This window comes from Blattabacterium cuenoti (assembly GCF_014251275.1).
In the GTDB taxonomy this organism is placed as follows: domain Bacteria; phylum Bacteroidota; class Bacteroidia; order Flavobacteriales; family Blattabacteriaceae; genus Blattabacterium; species Blattabacterium cuenoti_AG.
Genome location: NZ_CP059183.1, coordinates 298601 through 322769 on the forward strand (window position 1 = coordinate 298601; position 24169 = coordinate 322769).

The 24169-nt window shown below is 25.1% G+C and carries 16 protein-coding genes, 2 tRNA genes and 1 pseudogene; 6 read left to right on the top strand and 13 right to left on the bottom strand.

Translation table 11 applies throughout. From position 1 onward, the window contains the following. The 4 genes from ligA to H0H76_RS01440 all read left to right on the top strand — a co-directional run bounded on the left by ligA (position 1) and on the right by H0H76_RS01440 (position 5925). Positions 1-2007 (top strand): NAD-dependent DNA ligase LigA, encoded by a 2007-nt coding sequence (gene ligA, locus H0H76_RS01425; protein ID WP_185855284.1) that lies wholly within the window; start codon positions 1-3, stop codon positions 2005-2007. 173 nt (positions 2008-2180) lie between these two features. Continuing rightward, positions 2181-4583: an endopeptidase La gene (gene lon, locus H0H76_RS01430; RefSeq protein ID WP_185855285.1), complete on the top strand. Its 2403-nt coding sequence runs from the start codon at positions 2181-2183 to the stop codon at positions 4581-4583. 22 nt (positions 4584-4605) lie between these two features. After that, positions 4606-5862 carry a diaminopimelate decarboxylase gene (gene lysA, locus H0H76_RS01435; protein ID WP_185855286.1) on the top strand — a complete coding sequence of 419 codons (1257 nt, stop codon included), beginning with the start codon at positions 4606-4608 and terminating at the stop codon, positions 5860-5862. Beyond that, positions 5841-5925 (top strand) — tRNA-Ser (locus H0H76_RS01440). Before lysA ends, H0H76_RS01440 begins: the two co-directional genes overlap by 22 nt. Positions 5926-5948: 23 nt before the next feature. On the opposite strand, the gene metG is transcribed toward H0H76_RS01440, so the two are convergent. After that, the gene (metG, locus tag H0H76_RS01445) at positions 5949-7658 is read right to left on the bottom strand and encodes a methionine--tRNA ligase (RefSeq protein WP_185855287.1); all 1710 of its coding nucleotides are present in this window, start codon (positions 7656-7658) and stop codon (positions 5949-5951) included. A gap of 47 nt (positions 7659-7705) precedes the next feature. On the opposite strand from metG, the gene H0H76_RS01450 reads away from it, so the two are divergent. Continuing rightward, on the top strand, positions 7706-8602 hold the full coding sequence (locus tag H0H76_RS01450) for a 5'-3' exonuclease (protein WP_185855288.1): 897 nt from the start codon (positions 7706-7708) through the stop codon (positions 8600-8602). 39 nt (positions 8603-8641) lie between these two features. Here the strand turns inward: H0H76_RS01450 and nadD are convergent. Beyond that, positions 8642-9240 (bottom strand): annotated as a pseudogene (nadD, locus tag H0H76_RS01455) (nicotinate (nicotinamide) nucleotide adenylyltransferase). A gap of 66 nt (positions 9241-9306) precedes the next feature. Continuing rightward, the gene (locus H0H76_RS01460; RefSeq protein ID WP_185855289.1) at positions 9307-10455 is read right to left on the bottom strand and encodes a porin; all 1149 of its coding nucleotides are present in this window, start codon (positions 10453-10455) and stop codon (positions 9307-9309) included. A 124-nt stretch (positions 10456-10579) separates the two neighbouring features. Here H0H76_RS01460 and H0H76_RS01465 point away from each other — a divergent pair, with 124 nt between their 5' ends. Then, positions 10580-12430 carry a DNA translocase FtsK 4TM domain-containing protein gene (locus H0H76_RS01465; protein WP_185855290.1) on the top strand — a complete coding sequence of 617 codons (1851 nt, stop codon included), beginning with the start codon at positions 10580-10582 and terminating at the stop codon, positions 12428-12430. A 52-nt stretch (positions 12431-12482) separates the two neighbouring features. On the opposite strand, the gene H0H76_RS01470 is transcribed toward H0H76_RS01465, so the two are convergent. The 10 genes from H0H76_RS01470 to H0H76_RS01515 form a co-directional block, all read right to left on the bottom strand. After that, positions 12483-12556: transfer RNA gene (locus tag H0H76_RS01470), tRNA-Asp, on the bottom strand. 22 nt (positions 12557-12578) lie between these two features. Further along, positions 12579-12899, bottom strand: a complete 321-nt coding sequence (trxA, locus tag H0H76_RS01475) for a thioredoxin (RefSeq protein ID WP_185855291.1) — start codon at positions 12897-12899, stop codon at positions 12579-12581. A gap of 46 nt (positions 12900-12945) precedes the next feature. Continuing rightward, positions 12946-14037, bottom strand: a complete 1092-nt coding sequence (locus H0H76_RS01480) for a M20/M25/M40 family metallo-hydrolase (protein ID WP_185855292.1) — start codon at positions 14035-14037, stop codon at positions 12946-12948. Then, positions 14028-14810, bottom strand: coding sequence for an acetylglutamate kinase (gene argB, locus H0H76_RS01485; RefSeq protein ID WP_185855293.1), 783 nt, complete (start codon positions 14808-14810; stop codon positions 14028-14030). The genes H0H76_RS01480 and argB overlap by 10 nt, the downstream gene beginning before the upstream one ends. Further along, entirely contained in the window at positions 14807-15763 is a 957-nt protein-coding gene (locus H0H76_RS01490; RefSeq protein ID WP_185855784.1) for a Rossmann-fold NAD(P)-binding domain-containing protein, read from the bottom strand. Before H0H76_RS01490 ends, argB begins: the two co-directional genes overlap by 4 nt. A gap of 23 nt (positions 15764-15786) precedes the next feature. Next, positions 15787-19059 (bottom strand): carbamoyl-phosphate synthase (glutamine-hydrolyzing) large subunit, encoded by a 3273-nt coding sequence (gene carB / locus H0H76_RS01495; protein WP_185855294.1) that lies wholly within the window; start codon positions 19057-19059, stop codon positions 15787-15789. Between the two features lie 21 nt (positions 19060-19080). Then, complete coding sequence (carA, locus tag H0H76_RS01500) at positions 19081-20175, bottom strand: glutamine-hydrolyzing carbamoyl-phosphate synthase small subunit (protein WP_185855295.1); 1095 nt, start codon at positions 20173-20175, stop codon at positions 19081-19083. Between the two features lie 33 nt (positions 20176-20208). Beyond that, positions 20209-21345: an aspartate aminotransferase family protein gene (locus H0H76_RS01505; RefSeq protein WP_185855296.1), complete on the bottom strand. Its 1137-nt coding sequence runs from the start codon at positions 21343-21345 to the stop codon at positions 20209-20211. Positions 21346-21358: 13 nt separating this feature from the next. After that, positions 21359-22336 carry an N-acetyl-gamma-glutamyl-phosphate reductase gene (gene argC / locus H0H76_RS01510; RefSeq protein WP_185855297.1) on the bottom strand — a complete coding sequence of 326 codons (978 nt, stop codon included), beginning with the start codon at positions 22334-22336 and terminating at the stop codon, positions 21359-21361. Beyond that, positions 22336-24093 carry an argininosuccinate synthase domain-containing protein gene (locus H0H76_RS01515; RefSeq protein WP_185855298.1) on the bottom strand — a complete coding sequence of 586 codons (1758 nt, stop codon included), beginning with the start codon at positions 24091-24093 and terminating at the stop codon, positions 22336-22338. Before H0H76_RS01515 ends, argC begins: the two co-directional genes overlap by 1 nt. Between the last annotated feature and the right edge of the window lie 76 nt (positions 24094-24169).

Below are 24169 nucleotides of genomic sequence, written 5' to 3' on the forward strand. Positions count from 1 at the left end.
ATGAAAGAGAAAAAAAAAGGAAAAAAAATTGATAGAAAAAGTAAAAATAAAATCTATAAACTAAGGAAAAAGTTATCAGAGTATAATTTAAAATACTATAATTTACATAGATCTGATATATCAGATTTTTCTTTCGATAAAAAAATGAAAGAATTATATGATCTGGAAAAAACATATCCATATTTATATGATTCCACTTCTCCAACTTTAAATGTTGGGGTAAAAACAAATGGTAAAAATTATTATAAATACAAATACAAAATGTATTCTATAAATAATTGTTATTCTAAAAAAGAATTGAAAATTTGGGAAAAAAAAATAAGAAAATCAATTGCAAATTTTTCTTTTATATGTGAAATTAAATATGATGGAGTATCCATAAATCTAATTTATAAAAAAGGTATATTATCTAATGCAATCACTCGTGGAGATGGAGAAACAGGAGAAGATATAATAGATAAAATACGAACTATAAAATCTATTCCACAAAAATTAAAAGGCAAAAACTACCCCTTTTATATGGAGATACGAGGAGAAATTTTTATTCCTATAAAAGATTTCATAGAAATTAATAAAAATCGTGTTAAAAATGGAAATAATCCATATTCTAATCCTAGAAATACGGCTAGTGGAATTATTCAAATACGTGATAAAGAAATAATAAAAAATATAAATTTATATTTCGTTGCATTTAATGCCGTAAGATTAGAACATTCTCAATATGAATCTTTAAAAAAAATGAAGTATTGGGGATTTAAAACCCCAGAATTTTCACGTTTATGTAAAAATTTACAAGAAGTATTTAATTACATAGATTTTTGTACAATTAAAAAAAATAAACTTCCTTATAAAATAGATGGAATTGTTATTAAAGTAAATGAATATAGACAAAAATTCATTTTAGGATACACAGAAAAATTTCCACGTTGGGCAATAGCCTATAAGTTTAAACAAAAACTTTCAGAGTCTAAACTAAGCAACATAACTTTTCAAGTAGGACGTACTGGAATTATAACTCCGATAGCTAATATTAAACCAATTATAATTTCTGGTACTATAGTAAAAAAAGTATCATTATATAATGATACTTTTATTCAAAAAAAAGGAATTTATCATGGAGACACTATTTTTTTAGAAAAAGGAGGTGATATTATTCCAAAATTAACAAAAATAAATACAAAAAAAAGATTAATAAATTCTATTCCTATATCTTTTTTAAAGAATTGTCCATCATGTTATAGTATATTAACAAAGAAAAATGCATTATTTTATTGTACAAATAATAATTGTTATTCAAAAAGAATAATGAGATTAAAACACTTTTCTAGCGATAAAGCAATGAATATAAAAAATATTGGAGAAAAAATGATTGAAAAACTATATTTTCATGGTTTTTTATATGATTTTCCTGATTTTTTCAATTTGAGTAAAGAAAATTTTCTTCAAATAGATAAAGTAAAAGAAAAACTGGCTAATAATATTATTAGAAGTATAGAAATTTCTAAAAAAAGTACTTATAACAAAGTATTACATGCTTTAGGTATTCGTTATGTTGGAGAATATATATCCAATATATTAGAAAAAAATTTCTTAAACATTCATTATCTTATACATGCAAGTTATGACCAATTAATTTCCATATTAGGTATTGGAGAAAAAATTGCTAAAAGTATTATTAATTATTTTTCCATAAAACAAAACCGAACAGTAATTAAAGAACTTATTAAAATTGGATTAAAATTTTCTCAATCAAAAGTTAAAAAGGAAAATAATCCTATAAAAGGGAATTATTTTGTTTTTACAGGTAAATTATCCTGTATGACGCGAAATAAAGCTAAAAGTATAATAGAATCATTAGGTGGCGTCGTATTAAATACTGTAAATAATAAAATTAATTTCATAATAGTTGGAAAAAATTATGGATCTAAATTAGAAAAAAGTATGAATAAAAATAATATAAAAATTTTAACAGAAGATCTTTTTATAAAGATGCTTAAAAAAAAATAAAAATATATTTTATTAACATTTAACATATTTTTATAAACTATTTTCAAAAGAAAAATCCTTACTGTAAAGGGTTTTTTTTTTCATATAGAAAAAAGTATATTTAGTTTTGTTCTAATTAATTTTTTTTTAATTTATCATCATTTGCATCGTTTAAGTATGAAATCTATTTTTTTATGTTACTAAAAAATATATTTACCGAATCTGGATTTGAGTCTGAAACTGAATTTATTCCAATAATGAGTCAAGATGAAGAAGATCAGCTACTTAAAGACGATATTCCCGAACAAATATGTATATTAACAGTAAGGAATATGGTTTTATATTCTGGAATTGTTTTTCCAATTATTGCAGGAAGAAGTGGATCAATACAATTATTACAAGATGCTTATGGATTAGATAAAACAGTAGGAGTACTTACACAGAAAAATTCTGAAATAGAAAATCTTAGTGAAAAAGATTTGTATACAATTGGCACTGTAGCTAAAATATTGAAATTGTTAAAAATGCCTGATGGAAATACTACTGTAATTTTACAGGGAAAAAGAAGATTTAAAGTGAATAGGTTTATACAAAACAATCCTTATTTTAAAGCTGAAATTATAGCTTTAGAAGAAAATAAACCTTCCTGTAAGGATAAAGAATACATTGCTATGGTAGAATCTATAAAGGAAGTAGCTATAAAGATTATTCAGGATAATCCTAATATACCATCTGAAGCCAGTATTGCAATACGAAATATAGAAAGTCCTTCTTTTTTAATAAATTTTGTAGCAGCTAATATGAATTTAGCTACTAATGATAAACAAAAATTATTAGAATACGATGATCTAAAAAAAAGAGCTATGGAAACTTTGAGATTTTTAAACCTTGAACATCAGCAAATTAAATTAAAAAATGACATACAATCTCGTGTTAGAAGTGATATGGACCAACAACAAAGAGAATATTTTTTACATCAGCAAATTAAAGCAATTCAAGAAGAGTTAGGAGATATTTCCTATGAAAAAGAAATTGATGAAATGCGGGAAAAAGCGTATAAGAAAAAATGGCCAAAAGAAGCTAAGAAACAATTTGAAAGAGAACTTATAAAAATGCAAAGAACAAATCCTCAAATGCCAGAGTATACTGTACAAAGAAATTATTTGGAATTAATGTTAGATCTTCCTTGGAAAAAATATTCAAGGGACAGTTTTGATTTAGAATATGCACAAAAGATATTAGATAGAGATCATTATGGATTAGAAAAAGTAAAAGAACGTATTATAGAATATTTGGCTGTCTTAAAATTAAGAGGAGATATGCGTTCCCCTATATTATGTTTTTTCGGACCCCCTGGAGTAGGTAAAACATCCTTAGGAAAATCTATAGCAACTGCCATAAAAAGAAAATATATACGTATTTCTTTGGGTGGATTACACGACGAATCAGAAATACGAGGTCACAGGAGAACTTATATTGGGGCAATGCCAGGTAGATTATTACAGTCCATTAGAAAAGTTGGAACATCTAATCCTGTTTTTGTAATTGACGAAATTGATAAAATGAGCTTGGGAACTAATGGAGATCCTTCTTCTGCTATGTTAGAAGTTTTAGATCCGGAACAAAATACTTCATTTTACGACAATTTTTTGGAAATGGGTTATGATTTATCAAAAGTATTGTTTATTGCTACAGCTAATTCATTAACTAATGTCCAACCTGCACTTATAGATAGAATGGAAATAATAGAAATTAACGGATATACCGTAGAGGAAAAAACAAAGATTGTAAAAAAGCACATTTTACCAAAACAATTGAAGGAAAATGGTTTAAAAAAATATGATTTAACACTAGGATCTAGACAAATAGAAAAGGTAATTGTAAGCTATACTAGAGAATCTGGATTAAGAACTCTAGAAAAACATATAGCTAAATTAGCACGTTATGCAGCAAAACACATTGCAATGAATAAAAAATATATTAAACGTATAAATGTTAAAAAAATAGAAAATATTCTTGGAATACCAAATGATCCAGATCGTTATGAAGGGAATCATATCCCAGGCGTTGTAACTGGGCTAGCTTGGACTATTTTTGGAGGAGATATTTTATACATAGAATCTATTTTATCTAATGGAAAAGGAAATTTAAGCATAACTGGAAATTTGGGAGAAATAATGAAAGAATCCGCAACAATTGCTTTACATTATATTAAAGCTAATTATAAAGAATTTAATATAAATCCTTTAATGTTTGAAGAGAAAAATGTACATATTCATGTTCCTGAAGGATCTGTTCCTAAAGATGGGCCGTCAGCAGGAATTACTATGTTAACCTCTATGGTCTCTATTTACACAAATAGAAAATTAAAACCAAATTTAGCTATGACTGGGGAAATCACATTGAGAGGTAAAGTCCTTCCTGTAGGTGGAATTAAAGAAAAAATTCTAGCAGCTAAACGAGCTAATATAAAGGAGATTATTCTTTCTAAAGATAATAAAAAAGATGTAGAAGAAATTAAGTTAGAATACCTAAAAGGATTAACATTTGATTATGTTAAAAATATTAATGATGTTATTCATTTATCTTTATTATAAAAATAATTAAGTTCTATTATTGATGAATGAATTAAAACATACAACAATAAAACCTATTTCTAAAGATAATTTAATGAAATTAGCAAAGAAATACGGAACACCTATTTACATATATGATTCCTGTAAAATACAGGAGCAATATGAAAAAATGAATAATGCTTTTAGTAGAATAAAAAAGCTTAGAATTAATTATGCTTGTAAAGCTAATACCAATCCTAATATATTAAAAATATTAAAAAAAATGGGGTGTGGATTAGATACTGTTTCTATTCAAGAGATTGAAATAGGATTAAAAGTTGGATTTTTACCAAAAGAAATAATATTTACTCCTAATTGTGTATCAATTAAAGAAATTGAAAAAGCAGTAGGATTAGGAGTTAGAATAAATTTAGATAATTTATCCATTTTAGAACAATTTGGAGAGTTATTTAAAAACTATTCTATAGGAATAAGAATAAATCCACATATAATGGCAGGAGGAAATAAAAAAATTTCCGTAGGACATATAGATTCAAAATTTGGAATATCCTATTATCAAATTCCTCATATAAAAAGAATATTACGTAATACAGGACTAAAAATAGAAGGTATTCATATGCATACAGGATCAGATATATCTGATATAAATCATTTCATAACAGCATCTGAAATATTATTTAAAACAGCTATAGATTTTCCTGATCTAGATTACCTAAATTTAGGAAGTGGATTTAAAGTTCCATATACCCAAAAAGACCTAAAAACTGATCTCATATATTTAAGTAATTGTATAACAAATAAATTTAATGATTTTTGCAATGTTTATGGTAGAAAAATATCTTTGATATTTGAACCTGGAAAATTTTTAGTAAGTGAATCTGGATATTTTTTAGTAAGTGTTAATGTAATTAAACACACAATTTCTACAGTATTTGCCGGAGTGAATTCTGGTTTTAATCATTTAATACGCCCTATGTTTTATAATGCGTTTCATTATATTGAAAACATTTCCAATCCAAAAGGTCGATTACGATTTTATACAGTAGTAGGATATATTTGCGAATCTGATACTTTTGGAATAAACAGAAAAATTTCTGAAATTCGTGAAGGAGATGTTTTGTGTATAAATAATGCTGGTGCTTATTGTTTTTCCATGTCCTCAAATTATAATTCTCGTTATAGACCTTCTGAAGTTTTAATTTTAAATGGAGAAGATTTCTTAATAAGAAAAAGAGAAACTATGCAGGATATTCTTAGAAATATAGTAGAAATAAATATGGAGAGATGGCAGAGTGGTTAAATGCGGCGGTCTTGAAAACCGTTGAGGTAATTTCCTCCGGGGGTTCGAATCCCTCTCTCTCCGTTTTATTTTTAAAAATAATATTACTAGCATTTATCATTTTTTTTTTTATGTATAGTATTTAATTTTTTAATTTGTTCATCAATACTTTCATTGGTTATTTTTTTGAATAATAATGTTAAATTTCCTAATAAATGTCCTGGATACAATAGCTTTTTCATATTCATTAAATTATCCCAAGAAAAAGGTTTTAAACGAAGCATATTTAATAATTTTTTTGCCGTATGTGGTAGAAATGGCTCAGCTAATTGAGACAGCATAGCAACTATTTGTATGGATACATAAAGTATTGTATATAGACGTTTTTTTTTTGTTTTTTTCCAAGGTTCTTCTTCGGTTAAATATTTATTTCCTATTCTAGCTAATTTCATAAAATGTGATAAAGACTCTTTGAACTTATAAGATTCTATTGAAATGCTTATAATTTTAGGATAATTATTAATTTCTTCTAGTATATTTTTATCTTTTATAGATAAAATTCCAGGATTTGGGACAATTCCATTATTGTATTTTTTCACTAGAGTTAAACTTCTATTTATGAAATTTCCTAATACTGCTACTAATTCTGTGTTATTTTTTCTTTGAAAATCTTTCCAATTAAAATTATTGTCTTTTTTTTCCGGCATATTAGCTATAAGAACATAACGTAATGCATCTTGTTGATTTGGAAAGTCAACAAGATATTCATGCACCCAAACCGCCCAATTTTTAGAAGTAGATATTTTCCTATTTTCTAAATTGAGAAATTCATTAGCTAATATTTTATCTGGTAAAATATATCCATCATTATATGCCTTTAGAATAATCGGAAAAATAATACAATGAAATACAATATTATCTTTTCCTATAAATTGAATTAATTTGGTTTTTTTATCCTTCCAATAAGATTTCCAATCAATTTTATTTCGTTTAGACCATTCTATAGTAGAAGATATATATCCTATAGGGGCCTCAAACCAAACATATAAAACTTTTCCTTTTTCCTTATATTTTTTTATTGGAACAGGAACACCCCAATTTAAATCTCTTGTTATAGGTCTGGGTTCCAATCCTTTTTTTAACCAAGATTTTGCTTGTCCATATACATTTACTTTCCAATCTTTTTTATGGTGAATTAAAATCCAATTTTCCAAAAATTCTTGGTATTTATTCAAAGGAAGATACCAATGTTTTGTTTTTTTTAATATAGGTGTGGCCCCACTTATAGTGGATTTAGGGTTTATTAAATCTTCAGGGATTAATGAACTTCCACAATACTCACACTGATCTCCATATGCTTCTTCTTTTTTACAATGAGGACATATTCCAGATATATACCTATCTGATAAAAATTGTTCATACTTATCATCATAATACTGATAAGATATTTTTTCGAATATTTCTTCTTTATTATGAAACTTTATAAAAAAAGATGTAGAAATTTCGTAATGAATTTTTGTAGTAGTTCTAGAATAATTATCAAATTGTATCCCAAAATTAATAAAGGTATCATGAATCATATAATGATATTTATTTACTATTTCTTTAGGAGTTTTTTTTTCCTTTTTAGCTTGTATTGCAATAGGGACTCCATGTTCATCTGAACCACTTATGAAAAGAACATTTTTTTTTTTCTTTCTAAGAAAACGAACGAATACATCTGCTGGTAAATAAACACCTGATAAATGTCCAATATGAATTGGTCCGTTTGCATATGGTAAGGCTGCAGTAACTAAATATTTAGTTGATTTTTTCATAATACATAATTAATTATTGAAAAGAAATTTAAATTAAAAATTTATATATGAATAATCATAAAAAATTATTTTTGATAGACGCATATACTCTTATTTATCAAAGTTATTATGCATATATTAAAACTCCTCTTTTTACTTCTTCAGGACTAAATACTTCTCCTATTATGAATTTCACCCACTTTTTAATAAATACTTTATATAATGAAAATCCAAAATATATGGCAGTTGTTTTTGATACTAATCAAGTAACTTTTAGAAAAATAAAATATGAAAAATACAAGAAAAATAGAAAGAAAATGCCAAAAGCTATTGAAATAGCTGTTCCTTATATTGCAAGGATTTTAGAATCTTTCAAAATTCCATTATTTTATTCTAAACATGGATATGAAGCAGATGATATTATAGGAACAATTGCAAAAATTGCAGAAAAAAAAGGATATATTGTTTATATTATATCTTTAGATAAAGACTTTTTTCAACTAGCAACAGAAAACATTAACATTTATATACCTCCATTTAAAGGAAATTCTAAAAAAATATTGGGGATAGAAGATATTAAAAAAAAATTTGATATTAATCACCCAAAACAAATTATAGATTTATTTAGTATGATTGGAGATCCTTCTGATAATATACCAGGATTACCAGGAATAGGAAAGAAAACCGCAAATTTTTTTGTTAAAAAATATGGAAGTATTGAAAATTTATTACATTCTATACATGATTTAAACGGAAAAATGAAGGAAAACGTTAAAAAAAACAAAAAATTAGGTTTATTATGCAAAAAATTAGTAACTATTATAACTAATGTCCCATTTGTTACTTTCAATGAAAAAAAATTTTATATAGTAAAACCTAATTGGAATGAAATAGAAAGAATATTCAAAATATTAGAGTTCTCCAGATTATTAAAAATAGCATATTTATACTTTAAAAAAAAATAAATTTATAACTTATTTTTAAAACATAAACATACAATACTACTATACACTATACAATTTATTTTTATGGATATAAATCCAAACTTTTTCGTTAAGAAAAGATTTAATATTTTTATTGATTCTAATGGAGTTTCTAATAAAAGAAGATGATATTTCAATTATTGGAGCATTTTGTAAAAATACAATATTTTCTTTATTTTCATATTCATAAGATGTAGTTTTGTATATCCCCGATCTTGGATATACTAAAATATCATATTGATTTAAAATAATTTTATAATTTTTCCATTTACTAAAAGAAAAAAAAGAATCTTTTCCCAAAAGAATAAAGAATTTATATTTATCATAAGGATATTTCTTTTTTACATGTATTAAGGTATCTATTGTATAAGAAGGAGTATTTCCATATTCAATATCCATAACTACCATCTTTTTGTTTGTGAAAATAGAAAGATTTACCATATTCATTCTATGTTCATAATCTACAAGGATTTTTTTTTTAATGGATTTTGTGGAGAAACAATAAACCATACATAATCTATATAATCAAATAATTCTATAATGTGTTTTGCAATCATTACATGCCCTAAATGAATTGGATTAAAAGATCCGAAATAAAGTACTATTTTTTTCATAAACATAAAATAGATAAAATATAGAGTTACAGTAAAACTCTATATTTTTTATTATTTTACTGATTAAAATTATTATTTTATTTTCATACGGTAATTCATTCCTAAAAGAATAAAATGCTCATTTTTGTTTTCTTTTTTATATATAGGATAATTATCTATTCTATTTTGATATGCTAAATTAACACTAAGATTTTCATTTGAAGGAAAAAATTCTATTCCTCCGCCATAAGTATACGATTTTTTAAATAGTTGATTACTTTTTAAAAGAACATGTTCTTGATCATCTTGCATTACTTTTTCTTTATTTTTATAAATACCTATTTCATATGATCCTTTTGCAAATACATTCCATTTTGGACTAAAATTGTATTTTAATTTCAAAATATATGTACCAAATTTTGTAGATGGAATTTTGTCATGATAGTTTTGTAATATATTTGTCAATTCACCGTTTTTTTCTATATCTTCTTCACTAAATATATAATTTCCTTCAACAATAATAGGTTTTAAGTTCAATTTACTACCTAACGCTAATAATTTCCAAAATTTATTTTTTTCATTTTCTTTAAAAATAGAGTAAGACCATTTATTTTCCATTAGATCCTTCTTCCAATTCCAATTTATTGTTCCTCCTAAGGTAGGTATGGTTGACCCATCTTTCCTATTAATGTTTATGTTATTTGCAATTTGTAATTGAAATTTATGATTTTTGACGGGTAAAAAAACAAAATCTATTCCAATAGGATGGGTTTTAATTTTATACAAATCTGAATAGATATATGTATCTGATTTTTCATCATCTGAATTAGAAGATTCTGTACTACCCAAAGGTATTGGTTGTTTTCCAATAATTAAGTTAAACTTATCGTTCAACTTGTGTTTTAAATATGCTAAATCAAATAAATAATAATTTTGTTCTTCATATTGTTCTGGATGTTTTAATTTTTTTGATATGAAAAAATCAGTTTTGTTATTAACTTTTCCTAATACACTCAAATTAGTATCATTATAAAAATCTGATCCATGACTAATACAATTTTTATCTTGTATTAAAATTGAAGAATTAATATTGTTATAAAAATCTAAAAAAATATTGGGAGTATTTATTTTACCATCATATTTATGATAAAGATGTTTTTTATTCTTTGCAAAAAGAATATTACTATTACTAGTAATAGTAAAAAATACTATAATAATAAAAATAATTTTTGTTCTTTTCATTTTTTTAATTTTATATAATAAATATAATAAATTTTACAGTATTAAGTATAGATAAATTTTTTTAAATAAAAACAAAAAATATAAAATATTTAATTTACTTTTTTTCAAATACTGAATATTGAATATGAATATAAAACATAAAAATAATATAAAAAATAATAGTATAATGCTATCTATATTTGTATTTTCCTTATTAGGAATTAGCTTGTTTTTGTTCTTAAGTTTCTTTTCTTTTTTTTTTCATTGGGAAAACGATCAAAGCAAATTATATCAACTTTTAAATAACGAAGTAATTGCGGAAAACCTACTCGGAAAAATTGGGGCAGCTGTATCTCATTATTTTATTTACTGTGGAATAGGAATAAGTGCTTTTTTTCTTCCTGTATTATTATTTATAACAGGATTTAAAATTTTCTTTTTTAAAAAAAAATTTTTAAATCCTGTTTATATATCGGTAATATATAAATTTATATTTTTTAGCATATGGATTCCTTTAAGTTCTTATATTTTTTTTCCTTACAAAGGATTGCTTAGCGGAATTATGGGTTTTGAGTTGGGAAATTTATTAATCAATCTTTTTGGAAAAATTGGAGTTTATATTCTTATTTTTATAAGTTTTATTTTCTATTTGATAGTTAACTATCCCCTTTTTCATAAGGATAGAAAAAAAAAAATACTGTTTTATGACAAAAAAAAACTTTGTAATACTCTATCTTTTTCTATAAATTCTATAAAAAAAAATTATCGTACAAAAAATGATAATGATAGTAACAATCAAAAGCCATTACACACTATTTTAAAAAAAAAAACTCAAATTCCAGTTGAAATTGACTTTGAATCAAATAAAAAAAAAATTATTGAGGTTCTTGGTTATTATAATATAAAGATTTTTCAAGTAAAAACTATCATAGGGCCTACTGTAACAGTATATGAAATATATCCATACATGGGTATACGTATTTCTAAAATAAAAAATTTAGAAAATGAAATTGCTTTAAGTTTGTCGGTAACATCTATAAGAATAATTGCACCTATACCTGGAAAAAATTCCATTGGAATAGAAATTCCCAATAGTACTCGTTACATTGTGTATATGAAAGATATTTTACTTTCAGAAGGAATAGAAAAAAAATGTAATAAAATGGACCTTCCTATTTCCTTAGGAAAAACTATTTTTAATGAAACTTTTATAATAGATTTAACAGAATTACCTCATTTATTGATAGCAGGATCAACTGGTCAGGGGAAATCTGTAGGATTAAATGTTATCATTGTATTTTTATTATATAAAAAAAAACCAGAAGATATAAAATTCATATTAATTGATCCAAAAAAGGTAGAATTGTCTATATACAAAAAAATATCAAAATCTTATTTTGCTACAATTCCAAATTCTATAAATCCTATTATTACAAATTCTAATGATACAGAAATTATATTGAATTCTTTATGCAAAGAAATGGATAAAAGATATTCTATTTTAGAAAAATGTAAAGTTAGAAACATTAAAGAGTATAATAATGTTATTAATAAAAAAAAAAAATATCATTTGCCTTATATTATAATAATTATTGATGAGTTTGCAGATCTAAATATTTCTTTGAAAACAAAAAAAATAGAAGTTTATATTACTAGGTTATCTCAACTTGCTAGAGCAGTAGGAATTCACTTAGTAATAGCTACACAACGGCCATCCGTAGATGTTATTACTGGATTAATAAAGTCTAATTTTACTGCAAGAATTGCATTTAAAGTAAGTTCAAAAATAGATTCAAGAACAATATTAGATTGCTCAGGTGCAGAACAATTAATAGGTAAAGGAGACTTATTATTTTATAATAAAAATGAATTAATTCGTTTACAATGTCCTTTTATTGATTTAACAGATATTAAAAAAGTAATAGACTACTATTCTCACAACAATCATAAAAAAAAAGAATATCTATTACCGGAACCAGATGTTATAAAACTATAAAACGATGTTAAAAAAAAGAATCAAAACTTTTATCTATAAACAAAAAAAAATGCGGTCTGGACGGGATTTGAACCCGCGACCTCATGCGTGACAGGCATGTATTCTAACCAACTGAACTACCAGACCAAATAAAATAATAATTATTTCATTATAGTAGAGCATCTAATTTATTTCTAATATCATTTTTAGATGCTGTCCCAATATGAATATTTTTTTTTTCTCCGTTTTTAAAAAAAATGATTGTCGGTATACTTCTTATTCCGTATTTAGAAGAAGATACTGGGTTATCATCCACATTTAACTTAAAAAATAATACTTTATTTTTATATTCATTAGTAAATATTTCTTCTAATAAAATGGATAATGATCTACATGGAGCACACCATGGGGCCCAAAAATCCACTAGAATAGGTATTTTTGATTCTATTATTATTTTATTTAAGTTATTATCATTTATTTCTTTTAACATAAAAAACTTTTTTTTAAAAGAACAAAACAAATTTACCTATTTTGTTTCAAATTAAAAATTTAAAATCTTTTAACAACTTAATATATATATCTATTCCTTTTTTTACTTCTGAACTAAGAATATATTCATTAGAAGTGTGTGAACGTAAACTATCACCAACTCCCATTTTAATAGTTGGAAAACTCATAATACTTTGATCTGAAAGTGTAGGTGATCCATAAGTTTTTCTTCCAATTAATTTAGCTCGCAATACAATGGGATGTTTTGTATTTATAAAAGAAGAATTAAAATGACAAGAACGTAGTTTTATTTTAGAATTAATTTTATTTTTTATCATCTTAATTATATCATTAATTTTATAAAATTCATTAGTTCTAATATCTATAACAAAAGTACAATAATCAGGAATAACATTATGTTGATACCCACCTTGTATTTGAGTTACATTTAAAGTAGTGTTTCCTAACAAATCTGACTTCTTATCAAAATGTATATTTCTCAAATGTTCAATATCTTTAATAGCAATGTAAATAGCATTGATACTTTTTTTTGAATTTCCAGCGGAATGCCCAGTTTTTCCTTTCGCTATACAATCTAATACTATTAAACCTTTCTCAGCAATGGCAACATGCATATGTGTAGGTTCTCCTACTATTCCCAAATCTATATGTCCTATATCTTGTAAAATTGATCTTATTCCTAATGTTCCGGATATTTCTTCTTCAGCAGTAATAGAAAGAATTAATTTATATGACAATTTAGGTAGATTACTCAAATATATAAAAGTAGATATCATAGATACTATTGATCCCCCTGCATCATTACTGCCTAATCCTATGATTTTTTCTTTTTTTTTCACAGCAATGAAAGGATTTGTTATCCAATTTTTTCCCGGATTTACTGTATCGCAATGAGAATTAAATAAAATAGTTTTTACATTTTTATTTTCAGGATAATTACAATTTTTAGTCCATATATTATTAAATTTTCTTTTAACGTAGAATCCATATTTATTAAGATAATTTTCAATTAATACTGACACTTTATGTTCCTTTTTAGATATAGAAGGAGTATTTATAATTTGTATTAGTAGTTGTATAGCTTCTTTTTTTAAAATTTCCAAAGATACTACAGACATAAAATAGTCTTATTGTTTACATTATTTAAATTTTCTGGCAATCCAATACTTACTTTTGAGACTCCATTTTGTAAAGCAAAAAATGCATTTTCTAATTTAGGGATCATCCCATCTTTAATAATATGATTTTTTTTCATTTTCTTAAATAAATGAAAATTAATTTCATGAAAATAAGATTCATTATCTTTAATATCTCGTAAAACCCCTTTTTTTTCAAAACAAAAATGTAATTCTACTTTACATTCATTTGCTAACGATATAGCAATATTAGAGGCAATAGTATCTGCATTGGTATTGAGAAGTTGTCCTAATCCATTATGAGTTATTGAACAGAATACAGGTGTAATATGGTTTCTCAATAAAAATTTAATCAAAAATGCGTTAATATTTTCCCCTTTTATATCAATATCTCCTACATATCCATAATCAATATTTGTTTCTTTTCTAATAAATGATTGTACGCAGTTTCCATCTGCTCCACATAAACCTAATGCATTACATTTATAATACTGTAACAAAGCAACAATATTTTTATTTAGTATTCCTGCATAAGTCATAACAACTAAGTCTAAAGTTTCTTTATCAGTTATTCTTCTTCCTTGTACAATATTTTTTTGTATCCCCATTTTATTAGATATTTCATCTGCTTTTCTACCTCCTCCATGAATCAAAATTTTGTATCCACGTAACTTACAAAAGTATTTTAGAGAAGAATGTAATAAATTCTCTTTATTAATTAAATTTCCTCCAATTTTTACTATATGTATTCTCATGATAAAGATTGTAAAATTTTCAAGAAAATTATCTGTGATGCATACACTCTATTTTCTGCTTGTTTCAATACAATACAATCATCACTATCTAAAACTGAGTCTTCCACTACTATATTTCTTCTTACAGGTAGGCAATGCATGAATTTAGCTTTATTAGTAATATTCATCTTATTTTTCGTAATCATCCAATCTCTATGATCTCCAAGTATTTTTCCGTAATATAAATAACTACTCCAATTTTTTGCATAAATAAAATCCGCATCTATGAAAGCTTCATTTTGATTGTGTCTTATTTTAGCTCCATTAGAAAATTTTTCATTTAATTCATATTTTTTTGGACATACAATTGTAAAATCTATTTTATTAATTTTTAATATCCATTGAGAAAAAGAATTTGCTACTGAATGAGGTAATGCTTTTACGTGGGGAGCCCAACTTAATACAACTTTACATCTTTTTTTAAAAAAATTTGTACATTCTGCAATAGTTATTAAATCTGATAAAGATTGTAAAGGATGCAAAGTTGCACTTTCCATATTAACAATTGGAACTTTAGAATATTTTAATATTTTTTTGAACAAAATTTCTTTATAATCATAATCTTTATTTATAAGATTAGGAAAAGTTCTTACTGCAAGAATATCGCAATATAAACTCATTACTGAAATAGCTTCTTTAATATGTTCCTGTGTATTATCCATGATAATACCATCATTTACTTCTATCTTCCAAGAATCTTTATTAATATTTAAAATCCAAGTATTGCATCCTAAATTAAAAGCAGCTTTTTGACAACTAATTCTTGTTCGTAAACTATGGTTAAAAAAAACTAACCCAATTGTTTTATTTTTTCCAATATTGTTAAATTTATACGGATTTTTTTTCAAATAAATAGTTTCTTTAATAAGATCATATACATTAAATACATCTTTTACACTAAAAAAATTTTTCATATTCATGAAAATTATTATCTTATTCATTTATATTCATTCCAAGATTTTATAAGTAATTCTTCCATAGATAAATAACAAAATGATTGTATAAAAATTTTAGCTAACCTAGCATTAGTAAGTAAAGGAATATTAAAATCTATAGCAGATCGTCTAATAGTATATCCATTATCCAATTCTGATTTATTTATTTTTTCTCTATTTGTATTTGTAATTGTAATGTTAATAACTAAGTCAAATTTTCTATTTTTTATGAGTTTAAAAACATTTTTTTTCATATTTGTATTTGTACAATGAACTAATATTGATGGAATTTCATACTTGGATAAAAAGTTATAGGTTTCTTCTGTTGCATACAATATATATTCTTTTTTATGTAAAAGTTTCAGTGAATCTAAAAGTTCTAATTTTGACTTTATAGGTCCTATAGATATAAATATGTTCTTTTTTGGAATAGTATACCCAACAGAAAGCATCGCCTTTAATAATGCTTCGTAAAAAGTATTTCCTAAACATGCTACTTCTCCTGTAGAAGACATTTCAACTCTCAAAATAGGATCAGCATATTCTAATCTAGAAAAAGAAAATTGAGAAACTTTTACTCCTGAAAATTTTTTATTATTATTATTAAGTAAACTTTTTTCTATTTTATTTTTCTTTTTTCCAAGAATAACTTTAGTCGCAAGCTTAATCATATTAAAATTAGATACTTTAGATACAAAAGGAAAACTCCTAGAAGCTCTTAGATTACATTCTATTACTTTAATATTATTATCTTTATATAAGAATTGAATATTGAAAGGGCCAGATATATCGAAATATTTTGATATTTTTTCAGATATTTGTATAATTTCTTTAAATAGATGAGGATCATTGATATTTGGAGGATGTACTAATGTAGCATCTCCTGAATGTACCCCTGCAAATTCTATATGTTCAGAGATAGCATAAAATAATATTTTTCCGTTTTGGGAAACTGCATCGAATTCAATCTCTATTGCCTCATTTATAAATTCTGTAATTACTAATGGATATTCTGTAGAAATAGTTCCTACTATATTCTCTAAGTAATTTTTTAGTTCTACTTGATTTAAAATTACTTTCATATTTGATCCTGATAGAACATATGAAGGTCTAATTAATATAGGAAATTTAACTTCTTTTACGAATTTTTTAATAGAATAAAAATCAGTGAATTCTTTCCATCTAGGTTGTAAAATTCCTAAATTATCCATAGCATTAGAAAATTTATATCTATTTTCTGCTTTATCTATAGAAGTTGGAGCTGTTCCTAAAATTTTAACTTTTTTTTCATAAAGTTTTAAAACTAAATTATTAGGAATTTGTCCTCCCATAGATACTATAGTTCCTTTGGGGTTTTCTAATTCAATTATATCTAATACACGTTCTAAGGTAATTTCCTCAAAATATAATCTATCACATAAATCAAAATCTGTACTAACTGTTTCAGGATTATAATTAATCATTACAGATCTATAAGATTCTTCATTAATAGTATATAATGCATTTACACAACACCAGTCAAATTCTACACTACTACCTATCCTATAAACTCCAGAACCTAGTATTATTACAGATCTTTTATCTTTTTCGTAACAAATATCATGTTGAATAGCATGATAAGTTAAATATAAATAGTTTGTATTTGCTGGATATTCAGATGCTAAAGTATCAATTTTTCTAACATAAGGTATTATATTTATTTTTTTTCGTAATTCTCTTATTTTATTTTCTAAATCATAAACATTTTTGTTCTTGTTATTTTTTTTGTAAAAAAAAATACTAGCAATTTGCATGTCTGAAAATCCTAACATTTTCGCCTCTTTTAATAATTTATATGGAATTTCATACCAACTATTTATATATTTTATTTTTTTTTTTGTTTGCAAAATATTATCTAGTTGGGATAAAAACCATGGATCTATTCTTGTTAATGAATGGATCTCTTGAATAGAAATTCCTTTTTCTAAAGCTTCTTCTAAAAAGAAAATTCTTTGAGATGTAGGCACTTTTAGATGCTCCTTTAAAAGTTTATCGGACAATGCTATTTTATTACTTTTTTTATTTATATTTATGAACCCTTGCTTCCCAATATCTAACATACGTATTCCCTTTTGTATAGCTTCTTCAAAAGAACCTCCTACTGCCATTACTTCTCCAATACTTTTCATACTACTACCAATTCTGTTATAAACTTTGTAAAATTTATCCATATCCCATCTGGGTATTTTACATACAACATAATCTAAAGCTGGTTCGCAAAGAGCAGTAGTATTCTTTGTAACAGAATTCTTTAATTCATGTAATCCATATCCTATTGATAATTTTGCTGCAATGAATGCAATAGGATATCCAGTAGCTTTTGATGCAAGGGCACTAGAACGTGAAAGACGTGCATTAACTTCTATTACACGATAATCTTCAGATTTATAATTTAATGCAAATTGTACATTACATTCTCCAACTATTTTAAACTTCTTTGCTATAAATATTGCTATCTCTCTTAATTTAAAATACTCATAATTTGTCAAAGTTTGTGATGGAGCTACAACAATACTTTCCCCTGTATGAATTCCAACAGGATCAAAATTTTCCATATTGCATACAGAAATACAATTATCATATTTATCTCTTATAATTTCGTATTCAATTTCTTTCCATCCGTCTAAATATTCTTCTACAATAACTTTAGAAGAATAAGAAAGAGCATTATTAACTACTTTTTTTAAATCATCTATATTTTTAGCTATTCCACTTCCTAATCCTCCTAATGTAAAAGAAGATCTAATAATCATTGGAAATCCTATTTGTGTAGAACTATAAATAGCATCGTCTACAGAATAAACTATAAAGTTTTTAGATGTCTTTATATTTAGATAATTTAATTTATTTATGAATAAATTTCTATCTTCACTATTAATAATGGATTCAATAGACGTCCCTAATACTTCTATACTATATTTTTTTATAATTCCCTCTTTAAAAAGTTGTATTCCACAATTTAATGCAGTTTGCCCCCCAAAGGTCAGTAGTATTCCTTTAGGTTTTTCTTTATTTATCACTTTTTCTATAAAAAATAGAGTTAGAGGAAGAAAATAGACTTTATCAGCTATTTCTTTAGAAGTTTGAACTGTAGCTATATTAGGATTAATTAATATAGTATAAATACCTTCTTCTTTAAGAGCTTTTAATGCTTGCGTCCCAGAATAATCAAATTCTCCAGCTTCTCCTATTTTTAATGCTCCTGAACCCAGGATAAGTACTTTATCTATTTTCATTTCATTAATTTTTGAATATTCTTATCCTATCATTTTTTTTTTAATAACTGAATTAATAAAAATATCGAATAAAAATTCGGTATCTGTAGGTCCACTGGTAGCTTCTGGATGAAACTGAACAGAAAAAAAAGGTTTATAATCATGAATAATCCCTTCACAAGTATCGTCATTTAAATTCCTAAAAAAAACTTTCCAATCTTTATATAAATTACTTGTATCCAAAACATATCCATGATTTTGTGAAGTAATGTAACTTTTTCCTGTTTTTAATGATATTACTGGTTGATTATGACTTCTATGTGCATATTGTAATTTTCTAGTTGATCCACCAGCAGCAATTCCTAAAAGCTGATTTCCTAAACATATTCCAAATATAGGAATGTCTTTATTCATTGCTTTACGTAGATAATGAATAGGTTTATCATAAATTTCTGGATTTCCTGGCCCATTGGAAATTAATATTCCATCATATTTTTCTTCAGTAAAATTATAATTCCATGGAACTCTTACAATAGTACAGTTTCTATGCAAAAGGCATCTTAATATATTATTCTTTAATCCAAAATCTAAAAGTAATATTTTATATATTCCATTTCCATATGTTTTTTTTTCTTTAACTGAAACTTTTTCAGAAAGAATATCTTTATTTGGATCATAAAAAGGAATATTTTCATTCTCCATCAATATTTTACCCAGTAATGCCCCACCATTTTCCCTAAGTTTTCTCGCTATGAATCTAGTATCTACTCCATACAAACCAGGTATTCTATTTTTATACAACCAATTGGATAGAGATTGATACATATTCCAATGATATGGACGTTTTGAATAATAAGAAATAATTAATCCTGATATTTGAATTCTATCTGATTCATAAAATTCAGAAATAGTTTCATTTCCGTAAGAAAATGGAGGTACACCATAATTACCTATTATAGGATACGTATAAACTAAAATTTGTCCTTTGTATGAAGGATCAGTAATACTTTCCGGATATCCTGTCATAGATGTATTAAAAACAACTTCTCCTGAAGTAGATACAATAGCTCCAAAACATAATGCTTCATATTTTGTCCCATCTTTCAATACTAGCATTCCTTTTTTTCTTTTTTGCATTATTATTTTTTTGTATTATTTTTTTACATATTTTTATTTATATGATGATAAGGCTTTTCTTAGTTTTTTCAAGAATAGCCATATATGATCTTCATTAATATTTAATGGAGGTAATAATCTTAAAACATATGGATTATTAGATGTTCCAATAAAAACATTTTCTCTATAAATTAGAGTATCTTTCAACTTTTTAATGGGAAATTCAAATTCTATTCCTATCATAAGTCCTCTTCCTCTGATTTTTTTAATCTCTGGAATTAAGTTCATCTCTCTGAAAAGTATTTTTCCCATATTATTTGCATTTTCAATTAGATTTTCATTTTTAATTATTTCCAATACAGAAATTCCAGCTGTACAAGCTAAATGATTTCCACCAAAAGTTGTCCCCAACATTCCATGATATGGTTTAAACTTTGGATGTATTAATACCCCCCCTATGGGGAACCCATTACCCATTCCTTTAGCAACAGTAATTAAATCAGGTTTTATAAAGTATAATTGATGAGAAAAAAAAACACCAGTTCTTCCATATCCACTCTGTATTTCGTCAATTATAAGTATAGTATTATATTTATCACATAACTTTTTTATGGAACGAAAAAATATCAATCCAGGATCTATAATTCCAGATATACCTTGTATTCCTTCTGTAATTACTGCACAAATTTCTCCTTTTTCTAATTCTTTCTCCAATAAAAATAGGTTTTCATAATCTATAAATAAAGTTTGATGTTGAGCATCAAAAGTAGATACTATTTTATAATTATCTGTTACTGACACACTTCCACTAGTTCTTCCATGAAAAGACCCTTTAAAGGCGATGAATTTTTTCTTACCAGTATGAAAAGAAGCAATTTTCAATGCATTTTCATTTGCCTCTGTTCCAGAATTACAAATAAATAAAGAATAATTTTCATATCCTGAAATATCTCCAAGAAGATTTGCTAATTTATTTTTTTTAGATATTAAAACACTATTTGAATAATAACAAATCTTATTAATTTGTTTTTTAATAGCATTTATATAATACGGATGTGAATGCCCTACGGAAATAACTGCATGGCCTCCATAAAAATCTAAATATTTATTTCCATTTACGTCAAACACATATGCCCCTTCGCTCTTATCCAATTCAATATCTAAAATTGGATAAACATCAAATAATTTCATGTTTGTTTTTTTATTAAAAACGAATAGATTTTAATATTAAACCACATGTTTCTTCTATGTTAAACATGAGATTCATATTCTGTATAGCTTGTCCAGATGCACCTTTAATAAGGTTATCTATAATGCTTATTATAATCAATTTATTTTTTTCTTTAGTTATATACAAAATACATTTATTAGTATTTACAACTTGTTTCACATCTACGTTAATATCAGAAATATGAACAAATGGATGATCATTATAATATTTTTTATATATAGTATTATTGTCTTCTAAAGATATATCAGTTTCAGTGTATGTAGTAGATATTATACCTCTAGTAAAGTTTCCCCTATAGGGTACAAAATAAATTTTAGATACAAAATTATTTTGTACTTTATTAATGATTTGTTCTATTTCACATAAATGTTGATGTGTAAATATCTTATAAGCAGAAATGTTGTTATTTCTCCAACTAAAGTGACTTGTTTCACTGTGTTCTTTACCAGATCCTGTAGAACCAGTTATAGCACTTATATGAATGTTTTTTTTTAACAAATTATTTTTAGCTAATGGTAAAATAGATAGAATAATAGATGTAGCAAAACATCCAGGATTTGCTATATTATCTGATTGTCTAATTATATTTTTTTGTAACTCCGGTAATCCGTATATAAAATTTCTTTTTTTAAAAGTAGAATTTTCTATCATTCTAAAATCTTGACTTAGGTCAATTACTTTTATTTTATCTGATATATTAAATAATTCTTTTTTAGATCTTCCGTGTCCTGAACATAGAAATATTATATCTAATTCATCATTTTTTATTTCATTAGAGAATTTAATATTATTAACATCTCCTAATAAATCTGAATGAATAAGATGTAGGTAAGTTCCTGGGGAACTTCTACTAACTATATTTCTAATATTTACTTTTGGGTGATGGATCATTAACCTAATTAACTCTCCAGCAGTATATCCAGTACCTCCTATTATACCTACTTCAACCATTATTCTTCATTATTTAAATTATGATATATTCTCATTTGATTACTAAAAATTTCCGTGAATCCTTTTACATCTTCAGCCGTCCAAGTATTATTCATTTCACCATAATGGGCCGCGTTAGATGATGACATTAAATCAAATTTAGATTTTATACCTACTAAATGAAATCTATAAGGATACAATATAATATTTACAGTCCCTGTTAATCTTTTTTGTGTACTTATAAGAAATTTTTCTATATCTCTCATAACCGGATCTAAATATTGAGCTTCGTGAAGTAACATCCCATACCAATTAGCCAATTGTTCTTTACAATAAAGTTGCCATTTTGTAAGTATGTGTTTTTCTAATAAATGATGAGCTTTAATAATAATTATTGCAGCTGAGGCTTCAAATGCAACTCTTCCTTTAATTCCCAAAATAGTATCTCCTATATGGACATCTCTACCTATAGCAAATTCTGATGCTATTTTCCCTATTTTTATTATATTTTTTACGGCATTTCCTTTTTCTTTATTTACACTTACTAATTCTCCTTTTTCAAATTCTAATTCTAAATTTTCACTTGTATTTTTTTTAAGTCTAGTTGGATATGCTTTTTCTGGAAAATCATTATGAGAAGTTAAGGTCTCTTTTCCACCTATACTTGTCCCCCAAATTCCTTTATTTATTGAGTATTCAAACTCATCCCACACCATAAATATCCCACTATCTTTTAAATACTTAATTTCTTCTATCCTAGACATTTTCATATCTCTTATAGGGGTTAATGTAATTTTATCTGGACAAATAATTTTGAATGCTGTATCAAATCTTACTTGATCATTTCCTGCTCCAGTACTTCCGTGAGCAATTGCTTTTGCTTTAACATTACTTGCATATTCTGCTATTTTAATAGCTTGAAAAATTCTTTCAGATCCTACTGAAAGTGGATATGTATTATTCTTTAAAATGTTTCCAAATATAAGATATTTAATACAATTTTGATAATATTCTTCTATTGCATCAATAGTTTTGTGAGACATTGCTCCAATACTTAGGGCTCTATCTTCAATAACTTTTAATTCTTCTTTATTAAAACCTCCTGTATTAATAATAACTGTATGGACTTCATATTCTTTCTGTATGAGATATTTTAAACAAAAAGATGTGTCTAATCCTCCACTATAAGCCAGTAATATTTTATCTCCTATATACAAACAATTTTTACTTTTATTTGTAAATGAAGAAATTTTTCTAGGGTTATACAAAAGACCAGTGCACAAACACATTTTTTTTTTGTTACGTATTAATATGTCAAAATTTGCACAACTTTTACAGCCTTTCCAAAATTCTTCTGATTTAGTAATTTTACTAAAAGAAACGGGCTTAAATCCTAAATCTGTATTTATTTTAATAACAGTATTGTTTGTAGTAATACTAAAAATTTTTGAGTTTGGAAATTTTTTTCTAGATAGGTTAAAAATTTCTAATTTTATAATCTTTGCTAGCCCATTTTTTCTAAATTCAGGAAATACAATTAATCCAGAATTAACTATGAATTCTTTATTTTGAAAAACATCAATATAACTAAATCCTGCTAAATTTTTATTGAAGAAAGCAATTACAGCAAATCCATCAACCATTTTAGATTTAATGTATTCTGGATCTTTTTTTGCAATTCCAGTTCCTCTAATTTTTGCTGATTCCTGAATTTTTTGGCAAATTATATCAGCATATTTTGTATCCTCGGCATTAGATACTCTAACTTTTATTTTCATTCTTGAAAAACAACACTAACTAAATGAATTTTTTTGCAATTGTAATGTAAAAAAAATAATAGTATATTATATAACA